Annotated in this window: 20 protein-coding genes; 9 read left to right on the top strand and 11 right to left on the bottom strand. The window is 51.9% G+C overall.

Annotated features, from left to right (window positions below; all coding sequences use genetic code 11):
• Positions 1-60: 60 nt before the first annotated feature.
• The 6 genes from KKH3_RS19320 to ltnD form a co-directional block, all read right to left on the bottom strand.
• Positions 61-1,725: a methyl-accepting chemotaxis protein gene (locus KKH3_RS19320; protein ID WP_039363464.1), complete on the bottom strand. Its 1,665-nt coding sequence runs from the start codon at positions 1,723-1,725 to the stop codon at positions 61-63.
• 365 nt (positions 1,726-2,090) lie between these two features.
• Positions 2,091-3,449: a GntP family transporter gene (locus KKH3_RS19315; RefSeq protein ID WP_039363462.1), complete on the bottom strand. Its 1,359-nt coding sequence runs from the start codon at positions 3,447-3,449 to the stop codon at positions 2,091-2,093.
• A gap of 179 nt (positions 3,450-3,628) precedes the next feature.
• Complete coding sequence (gene otnI / locus KKH3_RS19310; RefSeq protein ID WP_039363459.1) at positions 3,629-4,411, bottom strand: 2-oxo-tetronate isomerase; 783 nt, start codon at positions 4,409-4,411, stop codon at positions 3,629-3,631.
• A 33-nt stretch (positions 4,412-4,444) separates the two neighbouring features.
• Positions 4,445-5,101, bottom strand: coding sequence for a 3-oxo-tetronate 4-phosphate decarboxylase (otnC, locus tag KKH3_RS19305; protein WP_039363457.1), 657 nt, complete (start codon positions 5,099-5,101; stop codon positions 4,445-4,447).
• Entirely contained in the window at positions 5,098-6,363 is a 1,266-nt protein-coding gene (gene otnK / locus KKH3_RS19300) for a 3-oxo-tetronate kinase (protein WP_039363452.1), read from the bottom strand. The genes otnC and otnK overlap by 4 nt, the downstream gene beginning before the upstream one ends.
• Positions 6,360-7,274, bottom strand: a complete 915-nt coding sequence (gene ltnD / locus KKH3_RS19295; protein ID WP_039363450.1) for an L-threonate dehydrogenase — start codon at positions 7,272-7,274, stop codon at positions 6,360-6,362. The genes otnK and ltnD overlap by 4 nt, the downstream gene beginning before the upstream one ends.
• A gap of 322 nt (positions 7,275-7,596) precedes the next feature.
• On the opposite strand from ltnD, the gene ygbI reads away from it, so the two are divergent.
• Complete coding sequence (gene ygbI / locus KKH3_RS19290; RefSeq protein WP_039364358.1) at positions 7,597-8,358, top strand: DNA-binding transcriptional repressor YgbI; 762 nt, start codon at positions 7,597-7,599, stop codon at positions 8,356-8,358.
• An 84-nt stretch (positions 8,359-8,442) separates the two neighbouring features.
• Here ygbI and KKH3_RS19285 read toward each other — a convergent pair whose 3' ends face one another.
• Together KKH3_RS19285 and KKH3_RS19280 are read right to left on the bottom strand one after the other, a co-directional pair.
• Entirely contained in the window at positions 8,443-10,200 is a 1,758-nt protein-coding gene (locus KKH3_RS19285) for an ABC transporter ATP-binding protein (protein WP_039364357.1), read from the bottom strand.
• A 235-nt stretch (positions 10,201-10,435) separates the two neighbouring features.
• Positions 10,436-11,227 (bottom strand): Fic family protein, encoded by a 792-nt coding sequence (locus KKH3_RS19280; protein WP_039363446.1) that lies wholly within the window; start codon positions 11,225-11,227, stop codon positions 10,436-10,438.
• Between the two features lie 318 nt (positions 11,228-11,545).
• Here KKH3_RS19280 and KKH3_RS19275 point away from each other — a divergent pair, with 318 nt between their 5' ends.
• The gene (locus tag KKH3_RS19275; protein WP_039363441.1) at positions 11,546-11,824 is read left to right on the top strand and encodes a type II toxin-antitoxin system TacA family antitoxin; all 279 of its coding nucleotides are present in this window, start codon (positions 11,546-11,548) and stop codon (positions 11,822-11,824) included.
• 75 nt (positions 11,825-11,899) lie between these two features.
• Here KKH3_RS19275 and KKH3_RS19270 read toward each other — a convergent pair whose 3' ends face one another.
• Both KKH3_RS19270 and KKH3_RS19265 read right to left on the bottom strand, forming a co-directional pair.
• Positions 11,900-12,193, bottom strand: a complete 294-nt coding sequence (locus KKH3_RS19270; RefSeq protein WP_039363439.1) for a type II toxin-antitoxin system RelE/ParE family toxin — start codon at positions 12,191-12,193, stop codon at positions 11,900-11,902.
• Positions 12,186-12,428, bottom strand: coding sequence for a type II toxin-antitoxin system ParD family antitoxin (locus KKH3_RS19265; protein ID WP_012772867.1), 243 nt, complete (start codon positions 12,426-12,428; stop codon positions 12,186-12,188). The genes KKH3_RS19270 and KKH3_RS19265 overlap by 8 nt, the downstream gene beginning before the upstream one ends.
• A 196-nt stretch (positions 12,429-12,624) precedes the next feature.
• Here KKH3_RS19265 and ugpB point away from each other — a divergent pair, with 196 nt between their 5' ends.
• The 6 genes from ugpB (at position 12,625) to KKH3_RS19235 (ending at position 18,773) form a co-directional block, all read left to right on the top strand.
• The gene (gene ugpB / locus KKH3_RS19260; RefSeq protein WP_039363437.1) at positions 12,625-13,959 is read left to right on the top strand and encodes a sn-glycerol-3-phosphate ABC transporter substrate-binding protein UgpB; all 1,335 of its coding nucleotides are present in this window, start codon (positions 12,625-12,627) and stop codon (positions 13,957-13,959) included.
• Positions 13,960-14,031: 72 nt separating this feature from the next.
• The gene (gene ugpA, locus KKH3_RS19255) at positions 14,032-14,919 is read left to right on the top strand and encodes a sn-glycerol-3-phosphate ABC transporter permease UgpA (protein ID WP_039363434.1); all 888 of its coding nucleotides are present in this window, start codon (positions 14,032-14,034) and stop codon (positions 14,917-14,919) included.
• Positions 14,916-15,761 carry a sn-glycerol-3-phosphate ABC transporter permease UgpE gene (gene ugpE, locus KKH3_RS19250; protein WP_039363431.1) on the top strand — a complete coding sequence of 282 codons (846 nt, stop codon included), beginning with the start codon at positions 14,916-14,918 and terminating at the stop codon, positions 15,759-15,761. Before ugpA ends, ugpE begins: the two co-directional genes overlap by 4 nt.
• A 25-nt stretch (positions 15,762-15,786) precedes the next feature.
• On the top strand, positions 15,787-16,860 hold the full coding sequence (locus tag KKH3_RS19245; protein WP_039363427.1) for a sn-glycerol-3-phosphate import ATP-binding protein UgpC: 1,074 nt from the start codon (positions 15,787-15,789) through the stop codon (positions 16,858-16,860).
• Positions 16,860-17,609 (top strand): glycerophosphodiester phosphodiesterase, encoded by a 750-nt coding sequence (ugpQ, locus tag KKH3_RS19240; RefSeq protein WP_039363424.1) that lies wholly within the window; start codon positions 16,860-16,862, stop codon positions 17,607-17,609. Before KKH3_RS19245 ends, ugpQ begins: the two co-directional genes overlap by 1 nt.
• Before the next feature lie 207 nt (positions 17,610-17,816).
• Positions 17,817-18,773 (top strand): AEC family transporter, encoded by a 957-nt coding sequence (locus KKH3_RS19235; RefSeq protein ID WP_039363421.1) that lies wholly within the window; start codon positions 17,817-17,819, stop codon positions 18,771-18,773.
• Between the two features lie 13 nt (positions 18,774-18,786).
• Here the strand turns inward: KKH3_RS19235 and KKH3_RS19230 are convergent, their stop codons facing one another.
• Positions 18,787-19,083, bottom strand: coding sequence for a hypothetical protein (locus KKH3_RS19230; protein WP_039363420.1), 297 nt, complete (start codon positions 19,081-19,083; stop codon positions 18,787-18,789).
• A gap of 205 nt (positions 19,084-19,288) precedes the next feature.
• On the opposite strand from KKH3_RS19230, the gene KKH3_RS19225 reads away from it, so the two are divergent.
• Positions 19,289-19,753 (top strand): tRNA (cytidine(34)-2'-O)-methyltransferase, encoded by a 465-nt coding sequence (locus KKH3_RS19225; protein ID WP_039363418.1) that lies wholly within the window; start codon positions 19,289-19,291, stop codon positions 19,751-19,753.

The raw sequence follows: 19,753 nt of genomic DNA, 5'->3' as shown, positions 1-19,753 counted from the left end.
ACCTATTTCGCTTTTCCCGCACCATTGTGATGCGGGAAAAGGATTCATCCATGACGGTAATTAAAACGATTCCCAATCCTGAGAATTATTTTTTACGCCGGGTTTGGCCGCCAACGCCAACGCCTGTGGCGCTCGAGGTGTGGCTTTTCGAACCGTTTGTGCCGGAGTGTTAGCCAGACGGAAAACACTCATCAGTTCGACCAGACGGCGTGCTTGTTCGCTCAGGCTATCGGCTGCTGTCGCCGATTCTTCAACGAGCGCCGCATTCTGCTGTGTCACCTCGTCTAACTGATTTACAGCGTCATTAACCTGAGAAATGCCCTGCGACTGTTCTCGGGTCGTTACACCGATCTCACTGAGTAATTCTGCGACACGGCGCACTTGTTCAACGATTTCGCTCATCGTTGTACCTGCTTCGTTGACAAGCAGTGAGCCCGTTTCGACTTTCTCTACGCTTTCTTCGATCAGCTCTTTGATCTCTTTCGCAGCGGAAGCGGAACGCTGCGCCAGTGAACGGACTTCCCCTGCGACAACGGCAAAGCCTCGCCCCTGTTCTCCTGCTCGCGCGGCTTCTACCGCCGCATTGAGTGCCAGAATATTGGTCTGGAAGGCAATGCCGTCGATAACACCGATGATATCGCCGATTTTATGTGAGCTTGAAGTGATGTCTTCCATTGTGGTGACGACATTATTGACGACATCACCACCTTTACTCGCTGTGACGCTTGCCGACTGCGCCAGCTCGGACGCCATATTTACCGTATCGGTGTTTTGTTTGATCGTGGTATTCATCTGTTCCATCGACGCTGCGGTCTGTTGCAGATTCGACGCTTGTTCTTCCGTGCGTTGGCTCAGATCGGTATTGCCGCTTGAGATTTGGGTCGCGCCGGTCGCGATGGATTCGCTGCTTTGTCGCACCTGATCGACCGTCTGGCTGAGGCTATCGCGCATGAGCGCCATTGCAGCCAATACGCTGCGGTTATCTCCGGGAACCAGAACGATGTCTAACGCCAGATTGCCTTGTGCGACCTGTTGTGCAATTTCAACGGCATAGGCGGGTTCACCGCCCAACTGATTCTTGATGCGGCGTGTAATCATCCAGGCAATAAGCGCTCCTAACAGTGCTGCCAATCCGGCAATAACCAACATCAGCGTGCCCGAATTGGTTGCCTGGCGATCGGACGTGTCTGCCGTTTCCACGGTTAAGTTTTTTTGAACGGCGATCATGTCGTCGAGTGCTTTAAATACCGCACCCTGCGTGTCGCGCATTTCGGTAAAAATCATTTTTCGCGCTTCTTCAGTTTGTCCCGAAAGACCCAAGGTAATGGCTTTATTCAGCGCTTCACGATAGGGGGGGCTGAGCGCCATCAAATTCTGAATGCGTTCACGCGCTTCGGGAGAAACGGCGCGAGTGTGTAGTGCTTCCAGCATTTTCAGGTTCTGCTGTAGCAATCCTTCGATGCGCTGCTGCTCTTGTTCCATCTCCTGACGGTTGTCCATTAGCGCAATGTTGCGTACTGAACGCGAGACAGTATTGACGTTGTCTTTGACATCCTGCATTTGCAGCAGATTGGTGATACGAACTTGTGACAACAATTGGATGTTGCTGCCGAGCTCAGACAACTGCATACGGCCAAATAGCGCCACAAGGCAGCCAATAATAATGACAAAGGTGAAACCCGTACCGAGCATCGTTCCCAGTTTCATATTTTTTAACATATTCATCGTATTCCTTGGTGGGTAAGTCTGTTTACAGAAAGAAATCTATTTTTTTCCACGAAAGCGTGTTGTGAAAATGTCTGTAAGGGTAGTTCGAAAAGAAGCAACCGGTGACTTTATCTCTGACTTAATTCTTCTGGCTGAGCATTTGATGTGCTAATGCAGAGCTGATCTATCACTATAAGGTGGTGAGGAAAAAAAAGAGGGTTGGATAAGCGGATAAAATGCTCACTAATCGCTAGATTGATAGTTGTTATTTATTGTATGTGATTTTTTGAGCGGAAATTGCTATTGATTGGTGGTTTTCAGGATGATCATGTTTTACCCCTGAGGGGAACCGCCAGCGATGATACGCGCTGGCGGTATTATGCTTAAAATGCCAGCCACAGTGCCCAGGTGAAGAGGAAGCCGGACAGCCCTAGGATAGTCGTCAGCACTGTCCAGGTGCGCAGGCCATCGGCGACGGACAGCCCCAGATACTTGGTGACGATCCAGAAACCGGAGTCATTGACGTGCGACAGACCCAGCCCGCCAAAGCAGGCAGAGAGCGTCACCAGCACGAGTTGCATCTGATTCAGACCGCTGACGGCTTCGCTCAGCAGGCCGCAGGTGGTGAGAATCGCAACGGTGGCCGACCCCTGCGAGGCGCGTAGCGCCAGCGACAGAATAAACGCGGCAGGCACCAGCGGCAGGTGAATGCTGGTCAGCGTATCCGCCAGCGCTTTACCAATGCCCGACTCCACCAGCACTTTACCGAACACGCCACCCGCACCGGTCACCATAATGACCATCGCGGCGGCAGGCATGGCATCGCCCATCACTCCACTGGCTTTCTCCAGCGACCAGCCGCGACGCAGGGCAATCAGCCAGAATGCTAATCCTAGCGCAATCAGCAGCGCCACGGCGGGAGAACCGACCAGCGACATCACGTTACGCACCGGATGTCCGGCAGGCAGAATGGTCGCGGACACGGTGCCGAGCATAATGATGGCGATAGGAATCGCAATGAGTGCGGCGATCAGCCCGGCAGAAGGGGCTGACACGGGAGCGGTGTTCGGCGTGGTGTCCTCCGGCTTTGCCAACTGCAACTGCTCTAGCACTTCGACGGAAAGTGCGTACTTGCGGCGGTTCATGGCTTTGGCAGCCCAGTAGCTGATGATGCCGACAGGAATCGACACCAGCAGACCAATGATGGTCAACCAGCCGATATCCGCATTCAACAGGCCAGCGGCAGCAACCGGGCCGGGGTGAGGCGGCAGCGCAACGTGCACTGTCAGCATGACGCCTGCGACGGGCAAACCGAATTTAATCGGGGAGACTTTCGCGACTTTTGCAAAGCCGTAAATAATCGGGGCGAGAATAATAAAGCCAACATCGAAAAAGACCGGAATACCCAGAATAAAGGCTGCGATGGTTAATGCCGCCACCATTAATCCCGGCCCCATTAATTGGGCAAAGCGGTGCGCTAAGGATTCCGCGCCGCCGGACACTTCGATCATTCTACCCAGCATGGCACCGAGGCCGATAATAATCGCCACCGAACCGAGAATACCGCCCATGCCGGAAGTAATCACTTTCATTACGTCGCCAGTGGGAATACCCGTAGCCAATGCAACGAGCAAGCTGACGACCAGCAGCGCGACAAAGGGCTGAATTTTAAATTTAATGACCATCAGTAGCAGGAGTAATACCCCGGCGATAGCGATGCAGAGTAAGAGCGAGGTGGCCATGTTCTTATCCTCATTGATCCCGTCTTTTCAATTCAGAGGCTGAAAAGGTAGTGGGTTATTGTTTTATTTGAAGAAAAGGGTGACCTGACTCCCGCACTGAAATAATGCGGGAATCTGACCTTTTCTCGTATTTTATAAATATTTCTCTGGTGTTTATTTGTTATAAAAAGAGCAATGATTTATTTATTCAGATAGGGTTTAGCCCATCCCAACCCGTCTTCGGTTTTACCGCGTGGGTTATATTCACAGCCAACCCAGCCGGAATAATTCACGCGATCCAACTCGGCAAAGATGAAAGGATAATTAATTTCTCCTTCATCGGGTTCATGACGGGCGGGCACCGAAGCAATTTGGATATGTCCGATGCGGCCGGCCAAATCGTGAATAATTTGCGTCAGGTTGCCATCGACAATTTGTGCGTGGAAGAAATCCAGCTGGATATAAACGTTCGGCCTGTCGATCAGATTGGCTAATTCCAGCGCCTGATACTGACTGGCGAACAGGTAATTCGGTTTCACCTTCGCGCTCAGCGCCTCAATCATGATGTTGATGCCGTGCGGCGCAAACGTATCGGCGGCATAGCGCAGGTTATCGATGAAGGTTTGCTGATAGGCCGCACGGTCTTCACCGGGGGGCACGACGCCGCCCATCACCAGCACCGAAGGGCAATTCAGCGCCAGCGCATATTCCAAGGCGTTATCGATATCCCGGCGGGCATCTTCAATACGGTCGGGCAGGGCAGACACGCCCCATTCGCCAGCGGCAATATTACCGGGTGCGGTATTGAACAACACTTGCTTCAGGCCATTCTCCCGCAGCTTTTCTGCCAGCAGCGGTGCCGGATATTCATAAGGAAATAGATACTCGACTGAGGTGAAACCCGCATCGGCAGCGGCTTTAAAGCGGTCGAGAAACGGGATGTCGGTAAACAGCATAGAAAGATTGGCAGCAAACTTAGGCATGGTTAACTCCATAGCGCAGTAAAACGTCGCTCATCAAGAGAGCTCGGTAATTTCGTCAGCGGTGAGGTAGCGAATTTTTCGATCACCGAGAATAAAAATCAGCTTGGCGGTTTCTTCCAGCTCTTCCATGTTGTCCGCCGCCGCACGCAGATCCTTACCGGTGACGACGGGGCCGTGGTTAGCCAACAAGAATGCTTTATAGCGTGAGGCCAGCTTCGCCAGATCCTCACCAAGCCGCGCATCGCCGGGACGGTAATAAGGGACGACGGGCACTTTACCGACCCGCATCACCACGTAAGGCGTGAACGGCTTGATGGCATCCTGCGTATCCAGCTCCTCCAGACACGAGAGCGCTGTCAGATAGGTGCTGTGCAGGTGAACGATTGCTTTGCATTCGGGATCGTTACGGTAAATCGACAGGTGAAAGCTCACCTCTTTCGACGGTTTATCCCCCGAGATCCACTCGCCACTCATGCTGACTTTGGACAGCCGCTCGGCATCCAGCTCGCCGAGGCAGGAGCCCGTCGGCGTTGCCAGCAGCGTGCCGTCATCCAGTAATAGTGAGAGATTGCCCGCGGAACCGGTGGCGTAGCCGCGTTGGAAAAAGGATGCACCCAGCTTGACCATTTCCGCACGCGCGCGCTGCTCGCTGTTCAGCGTCGCCTCTGCGCTTTGATGTTTTTCACTCATGCGGCACACTCCTTCTGGGCGCGGGCAAAGAAGTCTTCATCGCCGAAATTACCGGATTTCAACGCCAGCGAGAGCGGATGATTGGTAGAGCGCACCCACGGCACACCAGGGGAAATAGACGGCCCGATATGGAACGCCTGAATGCCCAGCGTCTGCACCACGATGCTGGAGGTTTCACCGCCCGCGATGATGAAGCGCTGGAAGCCATCTTGCTGAAGCTGGCGGGCAACGGCGGCAAACAGTTTCTCTACCGCCTGACTGCTGGCCTCTGCCCCCCAACGCTGCTGAATTTGCGCCAGTTCATCGGGTGATGAGGTGGCGTACAGCAACGGGGCGAGCACGTCGTCACGGTGTGCTTTCACCCAATCAACCAGTTCCTGCACGTAGGATTCATCGCCTTGCAGGCTACGGGCAACATCGATCGCGCGGCCTGCCGCTTGCTTCAGGTACTGAGCGACCTGCTTGTTGGTCATCACCGAACAAGAACCTGATAGCACGACGCCAGCGCCGGGCTGCGGTTTGCCAGCGTCGGTTGCAGAACCCGTTTGTGCCGCAGACTCTGCCCATTGGCGTGCCAGTCCAATGGCAAGGCCGGATCCACCGGTGACCAGCTTCATATCGCGTAGCGCTTCGCCCTGCGTGAGGAGATGCTGTTCGTTCAGCGTATCCAGCACCACATAGCGCACACCTTCTTCTTTCAACTGCGCCAGCCGTTGTTTGACGGCCTCCGCTCCCAGATCCATCACGGCATACGGCACTAATCCGCAACGCCCGGCAGCCTGCTGCTCCATCACGCGCATCAGGTTGCTGTCCGTCATCGGCGTGACCGGATGGTGGCGCATCCCGGATTCGGACAACAGCTGATCCATCACGAATAAATGCCCTTGATAGACAGTTCGGCCGTTTACCGGCAGTGCCGGAGAGATGATGGTCTGCGTTTCGCCAAGCTGTTCCAACAGCGCATCGGTCACTGGACCGATGTTGCCTTTCGCGGTGCTGTCGAAGGTGGAGCAATATTTAAAGTAGAACTGCTGGCAACCCTGCTGTTGCAGCCACGCCAGCGCCTTGAGGGAATCCGCCACCGCCTGCTCCGCCGGGCAAGAACGCGATTTCAGGCTAATGACCACAGCCTGCGTCTCAACCTTAAAATCGGACGGCGGCACACCGTTGAGCTGTACGGTCGGCAGCCCGTTGTTCACCAGAAAGCTGGCGATATCCGTGGCACCGGTAAAATCGTCTGCAATCACACCTAGCTTGATCATGGCGCCTCCTTCTTTTCCGGCAGCGTAATGCCGTTGAAAATCTTGATGACCGCGCTGTCGTCTTCTTTACCGAATCCGGCATTGCTAGCGGCAGTGAACATGTTGAACGCCGTAGAGGCCAACGGCAGCGGGAAATGGAGTGATTTGGCGGTGTCGGTAACCAATCCCAAATCTTTCACGAAGATATCAACGGCGGATTTTGGCGTGTAGTCGCCGTCTACCACGTGGCGCATACGGTTCTCAAACATCCAGGAATTTCCGGCGGCGTTGGTCACCACGTCGTACATGATATCCAGCGGAATGTCAGCGCGGGCAGCCAGTGCCATTGCTTCTGCCCCGGCGGCGATGTGTACGCCGGCCAATAGCTGATGGATAATTTTAACCGTCGCACCCAGTCCAATTTCTTCACCAATGCGGTAAACCTTGCCCGCTACGGCGTCGAGCACTGGCTTCAGTGTCTCAAACGCCAGATCGGAGCCGGATGCCATCACCGTCATGTCGCCTGCGGCGGCTTTCGCGGCACCGCCGGACACGGGCGCATCCAGCATGATGAGCTGATGCTCGGCCAGACGCTGTTCAATGTTTTTGGCATCCTGCGCGGAGATCGTGGAGGACACCATCACTACGGTGCCGGGCTTGAGCTTCGCCGCGACCTGCGGTTCACCAAACAAAATCCCGTTGACCTGTGCGGCGTTCACGACTAACAACACGACGGCATCCAGCTTGTCAGCGAAGGCATCAATACGCGTGTCAGCCTGCGCCGCACCCGCCTGACGTAATCTTTCCAGTGCCTGCGGGTTGATATCGACACCGTATGTCGTCAGGCCCGCGTTGATGCAGGATGCCGCAGCGCCAAAACCCATGGAACCCAGACCGATAACGGCGACAGCATAATCAGAAGTCTTTTTCATCGTAGTTACCTTGTTAAAATTAGTGATTTTTTGTTCTCTGGTGTTAAATATAAGGACTATCAGAACAAATTATGGTGATTTTTATCACATAAATTAACATTGAGATCGTGATGCTTCAGTGTGACGGAACCGAGCCAGGAAAATGATTTCCTCAATTGTCTTTATTTATCATGTGATTATTTCTTTTTTGACATTGAGCGATGATAAAGGTTGTCACGTCTGGCGTGGTTTATGACGTGAATTTATGATAATTATCGTCATCAAGCAGGGTGTTTCTCACAATATTTATCAAACCAGCGTAATCAAACAGGGAACGGACAGCGTGATTCCAGTAGAACGTCATCAACAGATTCTGGCGCTCATCGCCGAGCGCGGCGCAGTCAGTATTAACGAACTGACCGAACGGCTGGGCGTGTCGCACATGACGGTGCGGCGCGATGTGCAAAAGCTGGAGCAGGACGGCCTGTTGCTGAGCGTCTCCGGTGGCGTGCGCTCGCCTGAACGGCTGGCGATTGAGCCGTCGCATCAGGATAAATCGGTGATGTTCAGCCAGCAGAAAGAGGCGATTGGCAAGCTGGCGGCGCAGCATATCCCGTTCAATAGCTGCGTTTATCTGGATGCGGGCACCACGACGCTATCGCTGGCGCGCGAGCTGGCCGAACGTGACGATCTCCTGATTGTCACTAATGATTTTGCGATTGCCGCTTTTCTCATTGAGTCCAGCCAGTGCCGCATGATCCATACTGGCGGCACGTTGTGTCGGGAAAATCGTTCCTGTATCGGTGAGGCGGTGGCTCAGTCTCTGCGCAACCTGTTTATTGATATTGCATTTATCTCCGCCTCCTCATGGAGCCTGCGTGGACTGTCCACGCCGAATGAAGACAAAGTTGTGGTGAAACGCGCGGCGGTGGAAGCCAGCAGAAAACGCGTCCTGCTGTGCGACACCTCAAAATACGGCCGCATCGCCACCCACCTTGCCACGCCGCTCAATGTATTCGACAGCATCATCACCGACGACGGCCTTCCTGCCGCAGCCAAAGAAGCGCTAAGCAAAATGGGTGTTGAGGTGCTGGTGGCGGGATGAGGGGGAGGGGCTCGGGATTATGTTGTTCTGACAATGTCCCCGCCAGAATAGCACGCCGCCACGGGTCAGAATCGCCATATACCCTTATACCGCAGCGGCTTCTGCATCGGCAGCATTCTGCATCACAGAACGGATATAAGGGCACCGCTCCCGTAACACGGTTAGCCTCCCGCGGTCAGCCAGGCCTTCGCGGGAGAGAACAAGGATTTCATCGGAAAAATGGAATGTTGTATAGCGGTGGCTGATGCTGAGAATAATGGCTGTTGGAAAACGGCTTTTGATATTTTCTATCACCTTGATTTCATTTATCACATCCAGCGCTGAGGTGACCTCATCCAGAATAATAATATTCGGCTCGCGTAGGAAGAGTCGGGCGAGGGATAAGCGTTGCCGCTGCCCTCCTGACAGGGTTAATCCGCCGTCGCCGATAACCATATCGAGAATATCGGTTCCTTCATCATATTGAAGATCGTCCAGTCTCGCTAAGTTTAAAGCATCGATGAGCTGTGGATCGGACGCGCCGGGACAGGCGATTTGCAGATTAAATCGCAGGGTATCCATGAATATTCCGTCATTCTGCGAAACGTGGTAAAGCGTGCCGGCCAGATCTTCTGCTGTCATATTCCTGAGATCCCGGCCGTTGAGCCGTATACTTCCGGCTGTCGGGTTGATTTCACCGGCGATTAATTTGGCCAGTGTACTTTTCCCTGAGCCGCTGGTTCCCGTCAGCGTAATAAAACCAGGACCGGAGATGTTCAGGCTAAAATGCTCAACGGCGGGTGAGGTGGCACCCTGATAGTGAAATGTCACGTCGGAGAGCGTAAGCGCGACGGATTCTCCGGCCTGAGAACGTTCAGAAAAGATATGTTCCCGTGGCAGCCTGATGTCCTTAATGAAACCGTTAAGCGACTCTGTGGATTTCATGAGTGCTGTGTACATTGCCCCAATACTTTCCAGCGGTCCGGACAAAAGAATAATATAGGAGGATATCATTACAAAATGCCCCAGTGAAATTTGCTGATGGAGCGCCTGATAAAGTGAAAATAAAAAGGCCGCTCCAAAGAAAAGTACGTTCAGGCAGGATTCGGCAACCAGGAATTTCACATCCTCCCGTAGCAGGCTGGCGTGTTTGCCTTCAATGGTGTTTAATAATGCTTCATAGCGAGCAAACAGAAAAGGATAGGAATTACATGCTCTGGCGGCGCCGATGTTTTTAACACTATCGGTAATAACGCTATATTTTTTTACCGATGTGCCGTAAAAATCGTTATACAGCATAACGATCTGGCTATTAAATTTACCCTTGACTAAAAAATAGAGACCGAAGTAAATGCAGAATAATATTGCCACTACATAACTCTCGTGAAAAATAATAACGATAATACTGAAAGTTAATTGCAGCAACGGTGGGAGAAAATTATGTACGGTATTACGTAAAACCGTTGATAACTCATCAGATGCCTGATTCAGGCGCTGAGTGATATCGCCTGTGTTTTCATTCTCTTTTATTTTGTATCCGTGAAAAATATTTTTCAGATAGTGGTCGCTCAACATGATGACCAGTTTGTTTCTCAGTGAGATCATCATGATAATAATTATTGCGGAGGATAGCTTTCTTAGACACATCAGGACGATATAGCTGAGCGCCAGAGCCGACAGCGCGACGGAAAGATCTGAGCCAGGTTGTTCGATTACGCTGACCAGTTTGGCCATAATAACCGGCTGGAATGAAATGATGATGGTGGATAAGAATGAGGTTAACGCAATAAAAACAAACTGCCTCTTGATACTTTGTGATGCGATACCTCCGAAGTAGGAAACGATAAACGCAAATTTTTTCATGTTATTAACCCAATGATAAATTATGACGCGGGCCCACGTCATAGATATTTTATTTCATCAGAATACTGTGGATGAAACCCAATCTGAACTAAAATTAGTTTAATCCAAATATAGGATCAATTTTATCATCCTGAGTATCGGTCATTGTGGTGCTTTTAATTAGGATTAGATCTTTTTCGCTTAACATAATTATTCCTTTTCACTGAAAGTAAACTATAAAGTATGTAATGATATATCACATACTACTTAGTTCACTCCATCCAATGGCTAGGGAGAGGCAAGCACAATAAAAATGCACCGCGCTATCCCATTCAGAGAAAAGCATAGCTTCTCGCATGCTCAACACATATCCACTACGGGCTGCATGACATAGCTCCGTAAGAGGAATATAATTATTACTAGAACGCTCTAGAATAAGATTGAAAATGAACCGTGATAATCTTCCGTTACCATCAGCCAAAGGATGGATGCAAAGAATACTGACAGACGCGACAATAGCACAGAATAATGGATTTACCGTTTGATATGTTTTTATGAATTGACGTAGTTTACTTAATTCATTTATGACCATTGTTGCATTAATATACTCTGTGTAACTACCATCTGGTTCAGGTACTGTCCTGATGTTTTTTGTTCTAATTTTATTCCCCTGTGTTCTGAAATACCCACCAATAGACTCAATAAAGGATAAAAAACTTTCATCATTATATAAGAACGATCTGAGTTCACAGTTCTGATATTTATAAATATTGACTTCATCTATGCTATATTTTCTATCACTAGAAATAATTTTTTTATCTATATAGGAACTCAGGCGGTGCTGTAGAACATCCAGTTGATTATTATCAATGTGTTTATTAACATTCTCCAAGAATATCTCATAGCATCCATTTTTATTTTTTCCTAAGCGAAGTTTGAACATACCTTCTTGTATTTTTTGATGAGATTCTTCGCTAATATTATGAAGGGATGGATACAGGCACTGATGAACACGAATGATATTACCGTCGACAATATAATTTTCCATAGAAAATCCTTTTCTCTTTATTCATGACTCCTCATGTTCGTAATTTCTCATTATTGTATTTATTTTTCATGACTAAATAATGTATCTTTTGTGACCTCACTGCTTCTATATGATAATTCGTGATGATTGGGGGAACGATGTCAGAGACGTGTAGCATAGGAATCATCAACGATCCTAAAACCGTTATCGTTGATGTCATACGAAAATAGCCCTGATCTGAGCATTCAGTGCGTTTGAATGTATGGGTGATGTTCCGGTGTGTGGCATTTTGTACACTTCATGTAGGGTTGTAGAGAGATTCACTACACAGGCATGATGATGAAACCGGTAACTAAAGAGGCGCGAATCACTATTCGGGCCAAAGCCTCCCAGCGGGACTTGATCGATATGGCTGCAAACCTTGTGTCAAAATCACGTACCGATTTTATGCTTGAAGCCGCCTGTCGCGAGGCGCAGTACATTTTGTTTGATCAACGTTTGTTTATTCTGGACAACGAACAGTTTGACGAATTTTTGGCCGAGTTGGATGCACCTATCACCGCAGAGCGCCAGGCTCGCATTAACGAGCTGATGAGCCGCAAATCTCCATGGGAATAACAGCACCGGAGCCATTACTGATAATTGTTCTTGGTGGTATGCTATTGATTGAATACATCCTTATTTAGCCACTTTTTAAATATCAAAAAAGTGGCACATAGGTTCCATTTGCTGATGCAGGATTCGGATGATAAGAAGATCTTCTTCTCGTATGCGGTAGAAAATAGCGTGTTGCCTATGATCGAATCGGCGCACACCCTGGCTAATTTCAGGGTACTCTTGGCCTATATAAGGGGATTCTGTTAGCAGAATCAGCGTATTCTCTAGCGACTCTGTATAATTGTCAGCCTGACTGATGCCGTAGTTGATCAATGTGTACTCAAAGATGCCTGCGAAATCTTCTGCTGCAAGATTAGAGAGTTTATACATTCCGTTCGCGCTTCTTTTTTGCTGCAATTTCACGCAGCGTCAACGAACTTTCTCCACTTTGCTCCCCTGCATAAATCGCTTTTTTCAGAGCCTCTGTTTTGGATTCTTGTTGTTCAAGAAGACGAAGTGCTGACCTGATGACTTCACTGGTAGAACTATAGCGACCGCTATCTATTAATTTGGAGACAAAATCATCCAGTTGTTCGCCGATCGTAATACTTGTCGTTCTAGGCATAAAAACCTCCTGTGTTATCTATTAACACAAATGGTAGCACAGAACAGCCTACTTAGTAGCCAATAAGAAGACCTTCTCCCTCTGTCACTTTCCCGTCATCTTCCAGTTATTTTTCTGTCATACGCTCATGTCATGTTTACCTTCGCATAAAAAACGCCGTGATGATGGCGCATTTAATTGATTGCAGGAGACAGGCATGTTCAACAACACAATTCGTAAAACACATGCTATTCGCACCGCTGCGGCGTGTGTGGCATTCGCGCTGATGAGCGCCAGTGCGCAGGCCGCGACAGAAATTCCTTTCTGGCACTCCATGGAAGGCGAGTTAGGGAAAGAAGTGAATGCTCTGGCTGACCGTTTTAATCAAGCACACAGCGATGTAAAAATTGTGCCGGTCTACAAAGGCAATTACGAACAGAATCTGGCTGCGGGCATTGCGGCTTACCGCGCGGGGAATGCGCCTGCCATTTTGCAGGTTTATGAAGTGGGTACGGCTACCATGATGGCAAGTAAAGCCATCAAGCCCGTCTATGAAGTCTTCAAAGAGTCAGGCATTACTTTCGATGAGTCGGTGTTTGTGCCGACCGTCTCCGGTTATTACACCGATGCGAAGAGCGGCCACTTGCTGTCGCAGCCGTTTAATAGCTCCACGCCGGTGCTGTACTACAACAAAGATGCTTTCAAGAAGGCGGGTTTAGACCCTGAACAACCGCCGAAAACCTGGCAGCAGATGGCTGAGTACACCGCCAAACTGCGTGCGGCTGGGATGAAGTGCGGCTACGCCAGCGGCTGGCAGGGCTGGATTCAGATTGAAAACTTTAGCGCCTGGCACGGTCTGCCTGTTGCGACCAAGAACAATGGCTTTGACGGCACCGATGCGGTACTGGAATTCAACAAGCCAACGCAGGTCAAACACATCCAGCTGTTGCAGGACATGAACAAAAAGGGTGACTTTACCTATTTCGGGCGCAAGGATGAGCCGACTGAGAAGTTCTACAACGGCGATTGCGCCATCACCACGGCCTCTTCCGGTTCGCTGGCGAATATTCGCGAACACGCCAAGTTCAACTACGGCGTTGGCATGATGCCGTATGACGCCGATGCGAAAGGCGCACCGCAGAACGCCATTATCGGCGGAGCCAGCCTGTGGGTGATGGGCGGCAAAGATGCCGCGACCTACAAAGGCGTTGCTGAGTTTATGAAGTTCCTGGCTGAGCCGGAAAATGCTGCCGAATGGCACCAGAAAACCGGTTACCTGCCGATCACCACCGCGGCGTATGAGTTGACGCAGAAGCAGGGCTTCTACGAGAAAAACCCAGGTGCGGATATCGCCACGCGTCAGATGTTGAACAAGCCGCCGTTGCCGTTCACCAAAGGTCTGCGTTTGGGCAACATGCCGCAAATTCGTACCGTTGTGGATGAAGAATTAGAAAGCGTATGGACAGGTAAGAAGACGCCACAGCAGGCGTTGGATAGCGCGGTAGAACGCGGTAACGCGCTGCTGCGTCGCTTTGAGCAGTCGACGAAGTAATACGCTTCTGTTGAGTAATATCGGGCCGAAGGGAATCGGCCTGCTTCTTTTCTGTTTGCAATGAGTTACCGCATGACATCATCCCGCCCCGTTTTTCGTAGCAGCTGGTTGCCCTATGTGCTGGTGTTGCCCCAACTGCTGATTACCGTGATTTTCTTTATCTGGCCTGCTGGTCAGGCGCTGTGGTATTCGGTGCAGAATCTGGATCCGTTTGGGCTATCCAGCGAATTTGTCGGCATGGAAAACTTCAGACAGCTGTTCAATAACCCTTACTACCTCGATTCGTTTTACACCACGCTGATATTCAGCTTTCTGGTAGCCGGGTTTGGTATGTTGATCTCACTTTTTCTGGCTGCGCTGGTGGACTACGTGATCCGCGCCAGCCGCCTGTATCAGACATTGATCATCCTGCCCTATGCCGTGGCACCTGCCGTCGCTGCCGTACTGTGGATGTTTCTGTTTAACCCCGGACTGGGGCTGATTACCCATTTTCTCGGGCTGCTGGGCTACACGTGGAACCACGCGCAGCACAGCGGTCAGGCGATGTTTTTAGTCGTACTGGCGTCGGTCTGGAAGCAGATTAGCTATAACTTCCTGTTCTTCCTCGCGGCGCTGCAATCCATTCCCCGCTCACTGATGGAAGCGGGCGCGATCGATGGCGCAGGACCCGTGCGGCGCTTCTTCAATCTGGTGCTACCGATGATCTCGCCGGTGAGCTTCTTCCTGCTGGTCGTCAATCTGGTATACGCCTTTTTCGATACCTTCCCGATTATCGATGCCGCGACGGCCGGGGGGCCAGTGCAGTCGACGACCACGCTGATCTACAAAATTTATCGCGAGGGCTTCGCAGGGCTGGATCTGTCCAGTTCGGCGGCGCAGTCAGTGATTCTGATGCTGCTGGTTATCGGGCTGACTGTGATTCAGTTCCGTTTTGTTGAACGGAAGGTGAACTATCAATGATTGAGAATCGTCGTGGGTTAACTATTTTCAGCCACGCCATGCTGATCGTCGGCATTCTCGCCGTCTTGTTTCCGCTGTACGTAGGGTTTGTGGCTGCCACGCTGGATAATCAGGACGTCTTTCAGGCTCCGATGACGCTCATCCCCGGTTCCCACCTGTGGGAAAACCTGCGTTATATCTGGCTGCACGGTGCGGGCAACAACACTACGCCGTTCGGGCTGATGCTGCTTAACAGCTTCGTGATGGCGCTGGCGATCACGGTGGGCAAAATTACCGTATCGATCCTGTCCGCTTACGCCATCGTCTATTTCCGTTTTCCGCTGCGCAACCTGTTCTTCTGGATGATTTTCCTGACGCTGATGTTGCCGGTGGAAGTGCGTATTTTCCCCACGGTGGAAGTGATCGCGCGGCTGGACATGATGGACAGCTACACCGGTTTGACGTTGCCGCTGATGGCCTCGGCGACCGCCACTTTCCTGTTCCGCCAGTTCTTTATGACGCTGCCGGATGAATTGATGGAAGCGGCACGTATCGACGGTGCTAGCCCGATGCGCTTCTTCTTCGACATGGTGTTACCGCTGTCGAAGACCAATCTGGCCGCGCTGTTTGTGATCACGTTCATCTACGGCTGGAACCAGTACCTGTGGCCGCTGCTGATTGTCAGCGATGCCAACCTGGGCACTGCGGTCGCTGGGATTAAAAGCATGATCGCTTCCGGCGATGGCGCGACCCAGTGGAATCAGGTCATGGCGGCAATGCTGCTGACCATGCTGCCGCCGCTGCTGGTGGTGCTACTGATGCAGCGCTGGTTCGTTCGCGGTCTGGTCGACAGCGAAAAATAAATCAAGACGAATTTCGGAAACGCTTATGGCATGTTTAAAACTTCAGGCCGTCACCAAGTCGTACGATGGCAAAACACAGATTATCCAACCCATCGATCTGGACGTCGCGGACGGCGAGTTCGTGGTGATGGTGGGGCCATCGGGCTGCGGAAAATCGACGCTGCTGCGCATGGTAGCTGGCCTCGAACGCACCACCAGCGGCGATATCTACATTGATAACCAGCGGGTCACCGATCTGGAACCGAAAGATCGCGGCATTGCGATGGTGTTCCAGAACTATGCGCTTTATCCCCATATGAACGTGTTCGACAATATGGCGTACGGTCTGAAAATCCGTGGCTTCGGCAAGACGCAGATTCGTGAGCGCGTAGAAGATGCCGCGCGTATTCTGGAGTTGATGCCGCTGCTGCAACGTAAACCGCGTGAGCTATCGGGCGGCCAGCGTCAGCGTGTGGCGATGGGACGGGCGATTGTGCGCGAACCGGAGGTGTTCCTGTTCGACGAACCGTTGTCGAATCTGGACGCCAAACTGCGCGTACAAATGCGGCTGGAGTTACAGCAGTTGCATCAGCGCCTGAAAACCACCAGCTTGTACGTCACGCACGATCAGGTTGAGGCCATGACGCTGGCACAGCGCGTTATCGTTATGAACAAAGGTATCGCTGAGCAAATCGGCGCGCCGGCGGAGATTTATCGCCGTCCGGCATCGCTATTTGTGGCCAGCTTTATTGGCTCACCCGCTATGAACCTGTGGTCGGGTCGCATTAGTGATGACGGCTGTCGTTTTGAAATCGGTGAAAATATCGCGCTAGCATTGCCCGAACCGAAGCCACAGTGGCGCGGTAAAGCATTGACGCTGGGGGTTCGACCAGAGCATATTCAGCTGGCGACGCGTGAAAGCGGCGGAATTCCGTTGCAGATTTCAACACTCGAACTGTTGGGCGCGGACAATTTAGCGCATGGCAAGTGGGGCGGGCAGAACGTGATCGCGCGGCTCTCTTATGAGCATTGCCCCGCGATTGGCTCGACGCTCTGGCTGCATTTACCCACGTCATCATGGCACCTGTTTGATTCGCAAAGCGGATTACGGATGGAATAATGGAAACACTCTGGCCTTACCCGAGCATTGTCGCCCATCGCGGCGGCGGTTCACTGGCACCGGAAAACACGCTGGCGGCGATTGATGTCGGTGCCAGCCTCGGCCACAAGATGATCGAGTTTGACGCCAAGCTGTCGCAGGACGGCCAGGTTTTCCTCTTACACGACGATACGCTTGAGCGCACCAGCAATGGCTGGGGTATTGCCGGAGAACTACCGTGGGACAAGCTGGTCGGGCTGGATGTCGGCGGCTGGTACGGTCATCAATTTGTCGGTGAACGTCTGCCTTTGCTGTCGGAAGTGGCAAAACGCTGCGCGCAGTACGGTATGGCGGCCAATATCGAGATTAAACCGACCACCGGATATGAAACAGAAACCGGGCGGGTGATTGCGCTGGCGGCGCGCCAGCTGTGGGTCGATCATCCGGTTGCACCGCTGCTGTCATCGTTCTCTATCGATGCGCTGGAAGCGGCGCAGCAGGCTGTACCAGAACTGCCGCGTGGGCTGCTGCTGGACGAGTGGGAAGAGGGCTGGCTGGCGTTAACGCAGCGTCTGGGGTGTGTGTCCATTCATCTGAATCACAAGCTGCTGACGGCAGAACGCGTCGCGGCGCTGAAAGCTGCGGGTTTGCGCATTCTGGTTTATACCGTTAATCAACCCGATCGCGCGCAAACTTTGCTGGATTGGGGCGTTGACTGTATCTGTACTGACCGGATAGATTTAATTGGGGCTAACTTCGCGACCGGCTGAGGTCTGCTCATCGTCGAATGTCGATCGTTTAAGGATCGAGATACCGGGGCGACCACGGTGTGAGGCATCCCTGCGGGAACCTCATCACCGTGTTTCCCCTAAATCCATACTCATGATTAAGTGACCAGCATTCGCCTATTGCCGCATGATCTTTGCTTGCGGGGATTATCTTTCTGACTTGGTGCCGGTAATTAAGGAAGTGGCTTCATGCCTGCATTTATTGTTTCGCTTTGGCACCAGATCTTTCTGTCGTTACCCCTGTTTGTTCTTATCGCACTCGGTTATAGCCTGATTCGCTACGGTAAATGGCCGACCACCGTGACCGATGGCATGACGCGCTTTGTCTTCTCCGTCGCGATGCCCGCTATGCTGTTCCGCCTGATGTCGGATTTCTCCAAACGTCCGGTGGTGGATGCCCGGCTGCTGATCGCCTTTTTCGGCGGCTGCCTGCTGGTGTTTGTCTTAGGTCGTATCGTGGCGCGCAAAATCTTTCACCTTGATGGTGTTTCCGGCTCGCTGTTTGCGCTGAGTGGCATCTTCTCCAACAATGTGATGCTGGGGTTGCCGATTGCCACGCTGATGCTGGGCGAGGAGGCGATCCCGTCGGTCGCGCTGGTGGTCGTGTTTAACGGTCTTATTCTGTGGACGCTGGTGACGGTGTCGGTGGAATGGGCGCGTAACGGGGCGCTGTCGCTACAGGGCTTTACCAAAACGGCGCTGGGTGTGCTGAAGAACCCGCTGATCATCGGCATCCTGTCCGGGACGCTATTCAGCCTGACGGGATTGCCGCTGCCGTCGTATATCGATCAGCCTCTTGCCATGCTGGGACAGATTGCCGCGCCGCTGTCGCTGGTGGCGCTGGGGATGGGGCTGGCGGAATACCGCGTGCGTGATGGTTGGCAGATCAGCACAGCGATTTGCACAATTAAGTTGCTGGTACAGCCGCTGGTGATCTGGGGAATTGCTATCGCGCTCGGTCTGCCAGAAATGGAAACGCGTGCGGTCGTGCTGCTTGGGTCGATGGCGGTGGGCGTCAACGTCTATCTGATGTCGCGCCAGTTCGATGTGCTGGGCGGCCCGGTGGCATCAAGCCTACTGCTATCAACGGCGATGGCGGCCTTAACCACGCCGTTGATTCTGACGCTAATGGGTGTGCGGCTATAAGACCGCCGCAGCATCACGGATTTTGCTTAATTGGCGGTGGTGGCGTGGTTCTTTGTGACCGCTGTAAATCCTTCTGTAGCTGCTGCTGGCGCTGTTGCTGCAACTGCTGGTTGCGCTGCTGGAGCTGATTATTCAACTGCTGTTGCTGTAATTTCTGGCTTTGCTGCATATTCTGCTGCAATTGTTTTTGGCTGCTGATGCCGTTCTCAAACTGCTGTTGAGGCGTGGGCGCTTGCGTCGTATTGGCACTCGCCAGAAGCGGCAGGCCGAGCAGGGCAGCACAGGCCAATAATGTCTTTGGGTGTTTCATTTAACCTCCACACAAGCCTTCGGCCTGTCGATAAACTATTTGTGAAACGCAAATGGAATGCCTTTATCTGTAAGATCAAGTGTAATCGCTGCGGATGAAAACGTCGCGCAGAGTAATCCGTAATCCTGCGTGCACAGGTTTTGGGCTGCCCCGTGGTAATGCGTTATACTGCGGCGGAATTTTTCTTCGTGGTTGACGCTATCTCATGTTCCATATCGCGCTCTATGAGCCTCAAATTGCACCAAACACCGGCAATATTATCCGACTGGCTGCCAACAACGGCTGTACGCTTCATTTGATTGAACCACTGGGGTTTGATTTTGAAGAGAAAAAGCTGCGCCGTGCGGGACTGGATTATCACGATCTGGCGAACGTCAGCCGTCATAAGAACTATCAGGATTTTCTGGCGGCGGTTCCGGGTAAACGCATCTTCGCCTGTACCACCAAAGGCAGCCGCCCGTATGACCAACCGAGCTACCAGCCAGGTGATGTATTGCTGTTTGGATCGGAAACGTCCGGTCTGCCGGATGAGATTCGTAACGGCTTTGAGTCGGATTTCCGTATCCGCATCCCCATGCAGTCCAACAACCGTAGCTTGAATCTGTCGAATGCAGTGGCGATCATCAGCTATGAAGCCTGGCGGCAAAATGGCTTCGGCGGCTGCCTGTAG

The organism is Pectobacterium actinidiae (assembly GCF_000803315.1).
In the GTDB taxonomy this organism is placed as follows: domain Bacteria; phylum Pseudomonadota; class Gammaproteobacteria; order Enterobacterales; family Enterobacteriaceae; genus Pectobacterium; species Pectobacterium actinidiae.
The sequence above is the reverse complement of the archived record's forward strand: the minus strand, read 5'-3'. Positions and strand labels throughout refer to the sequence as shown.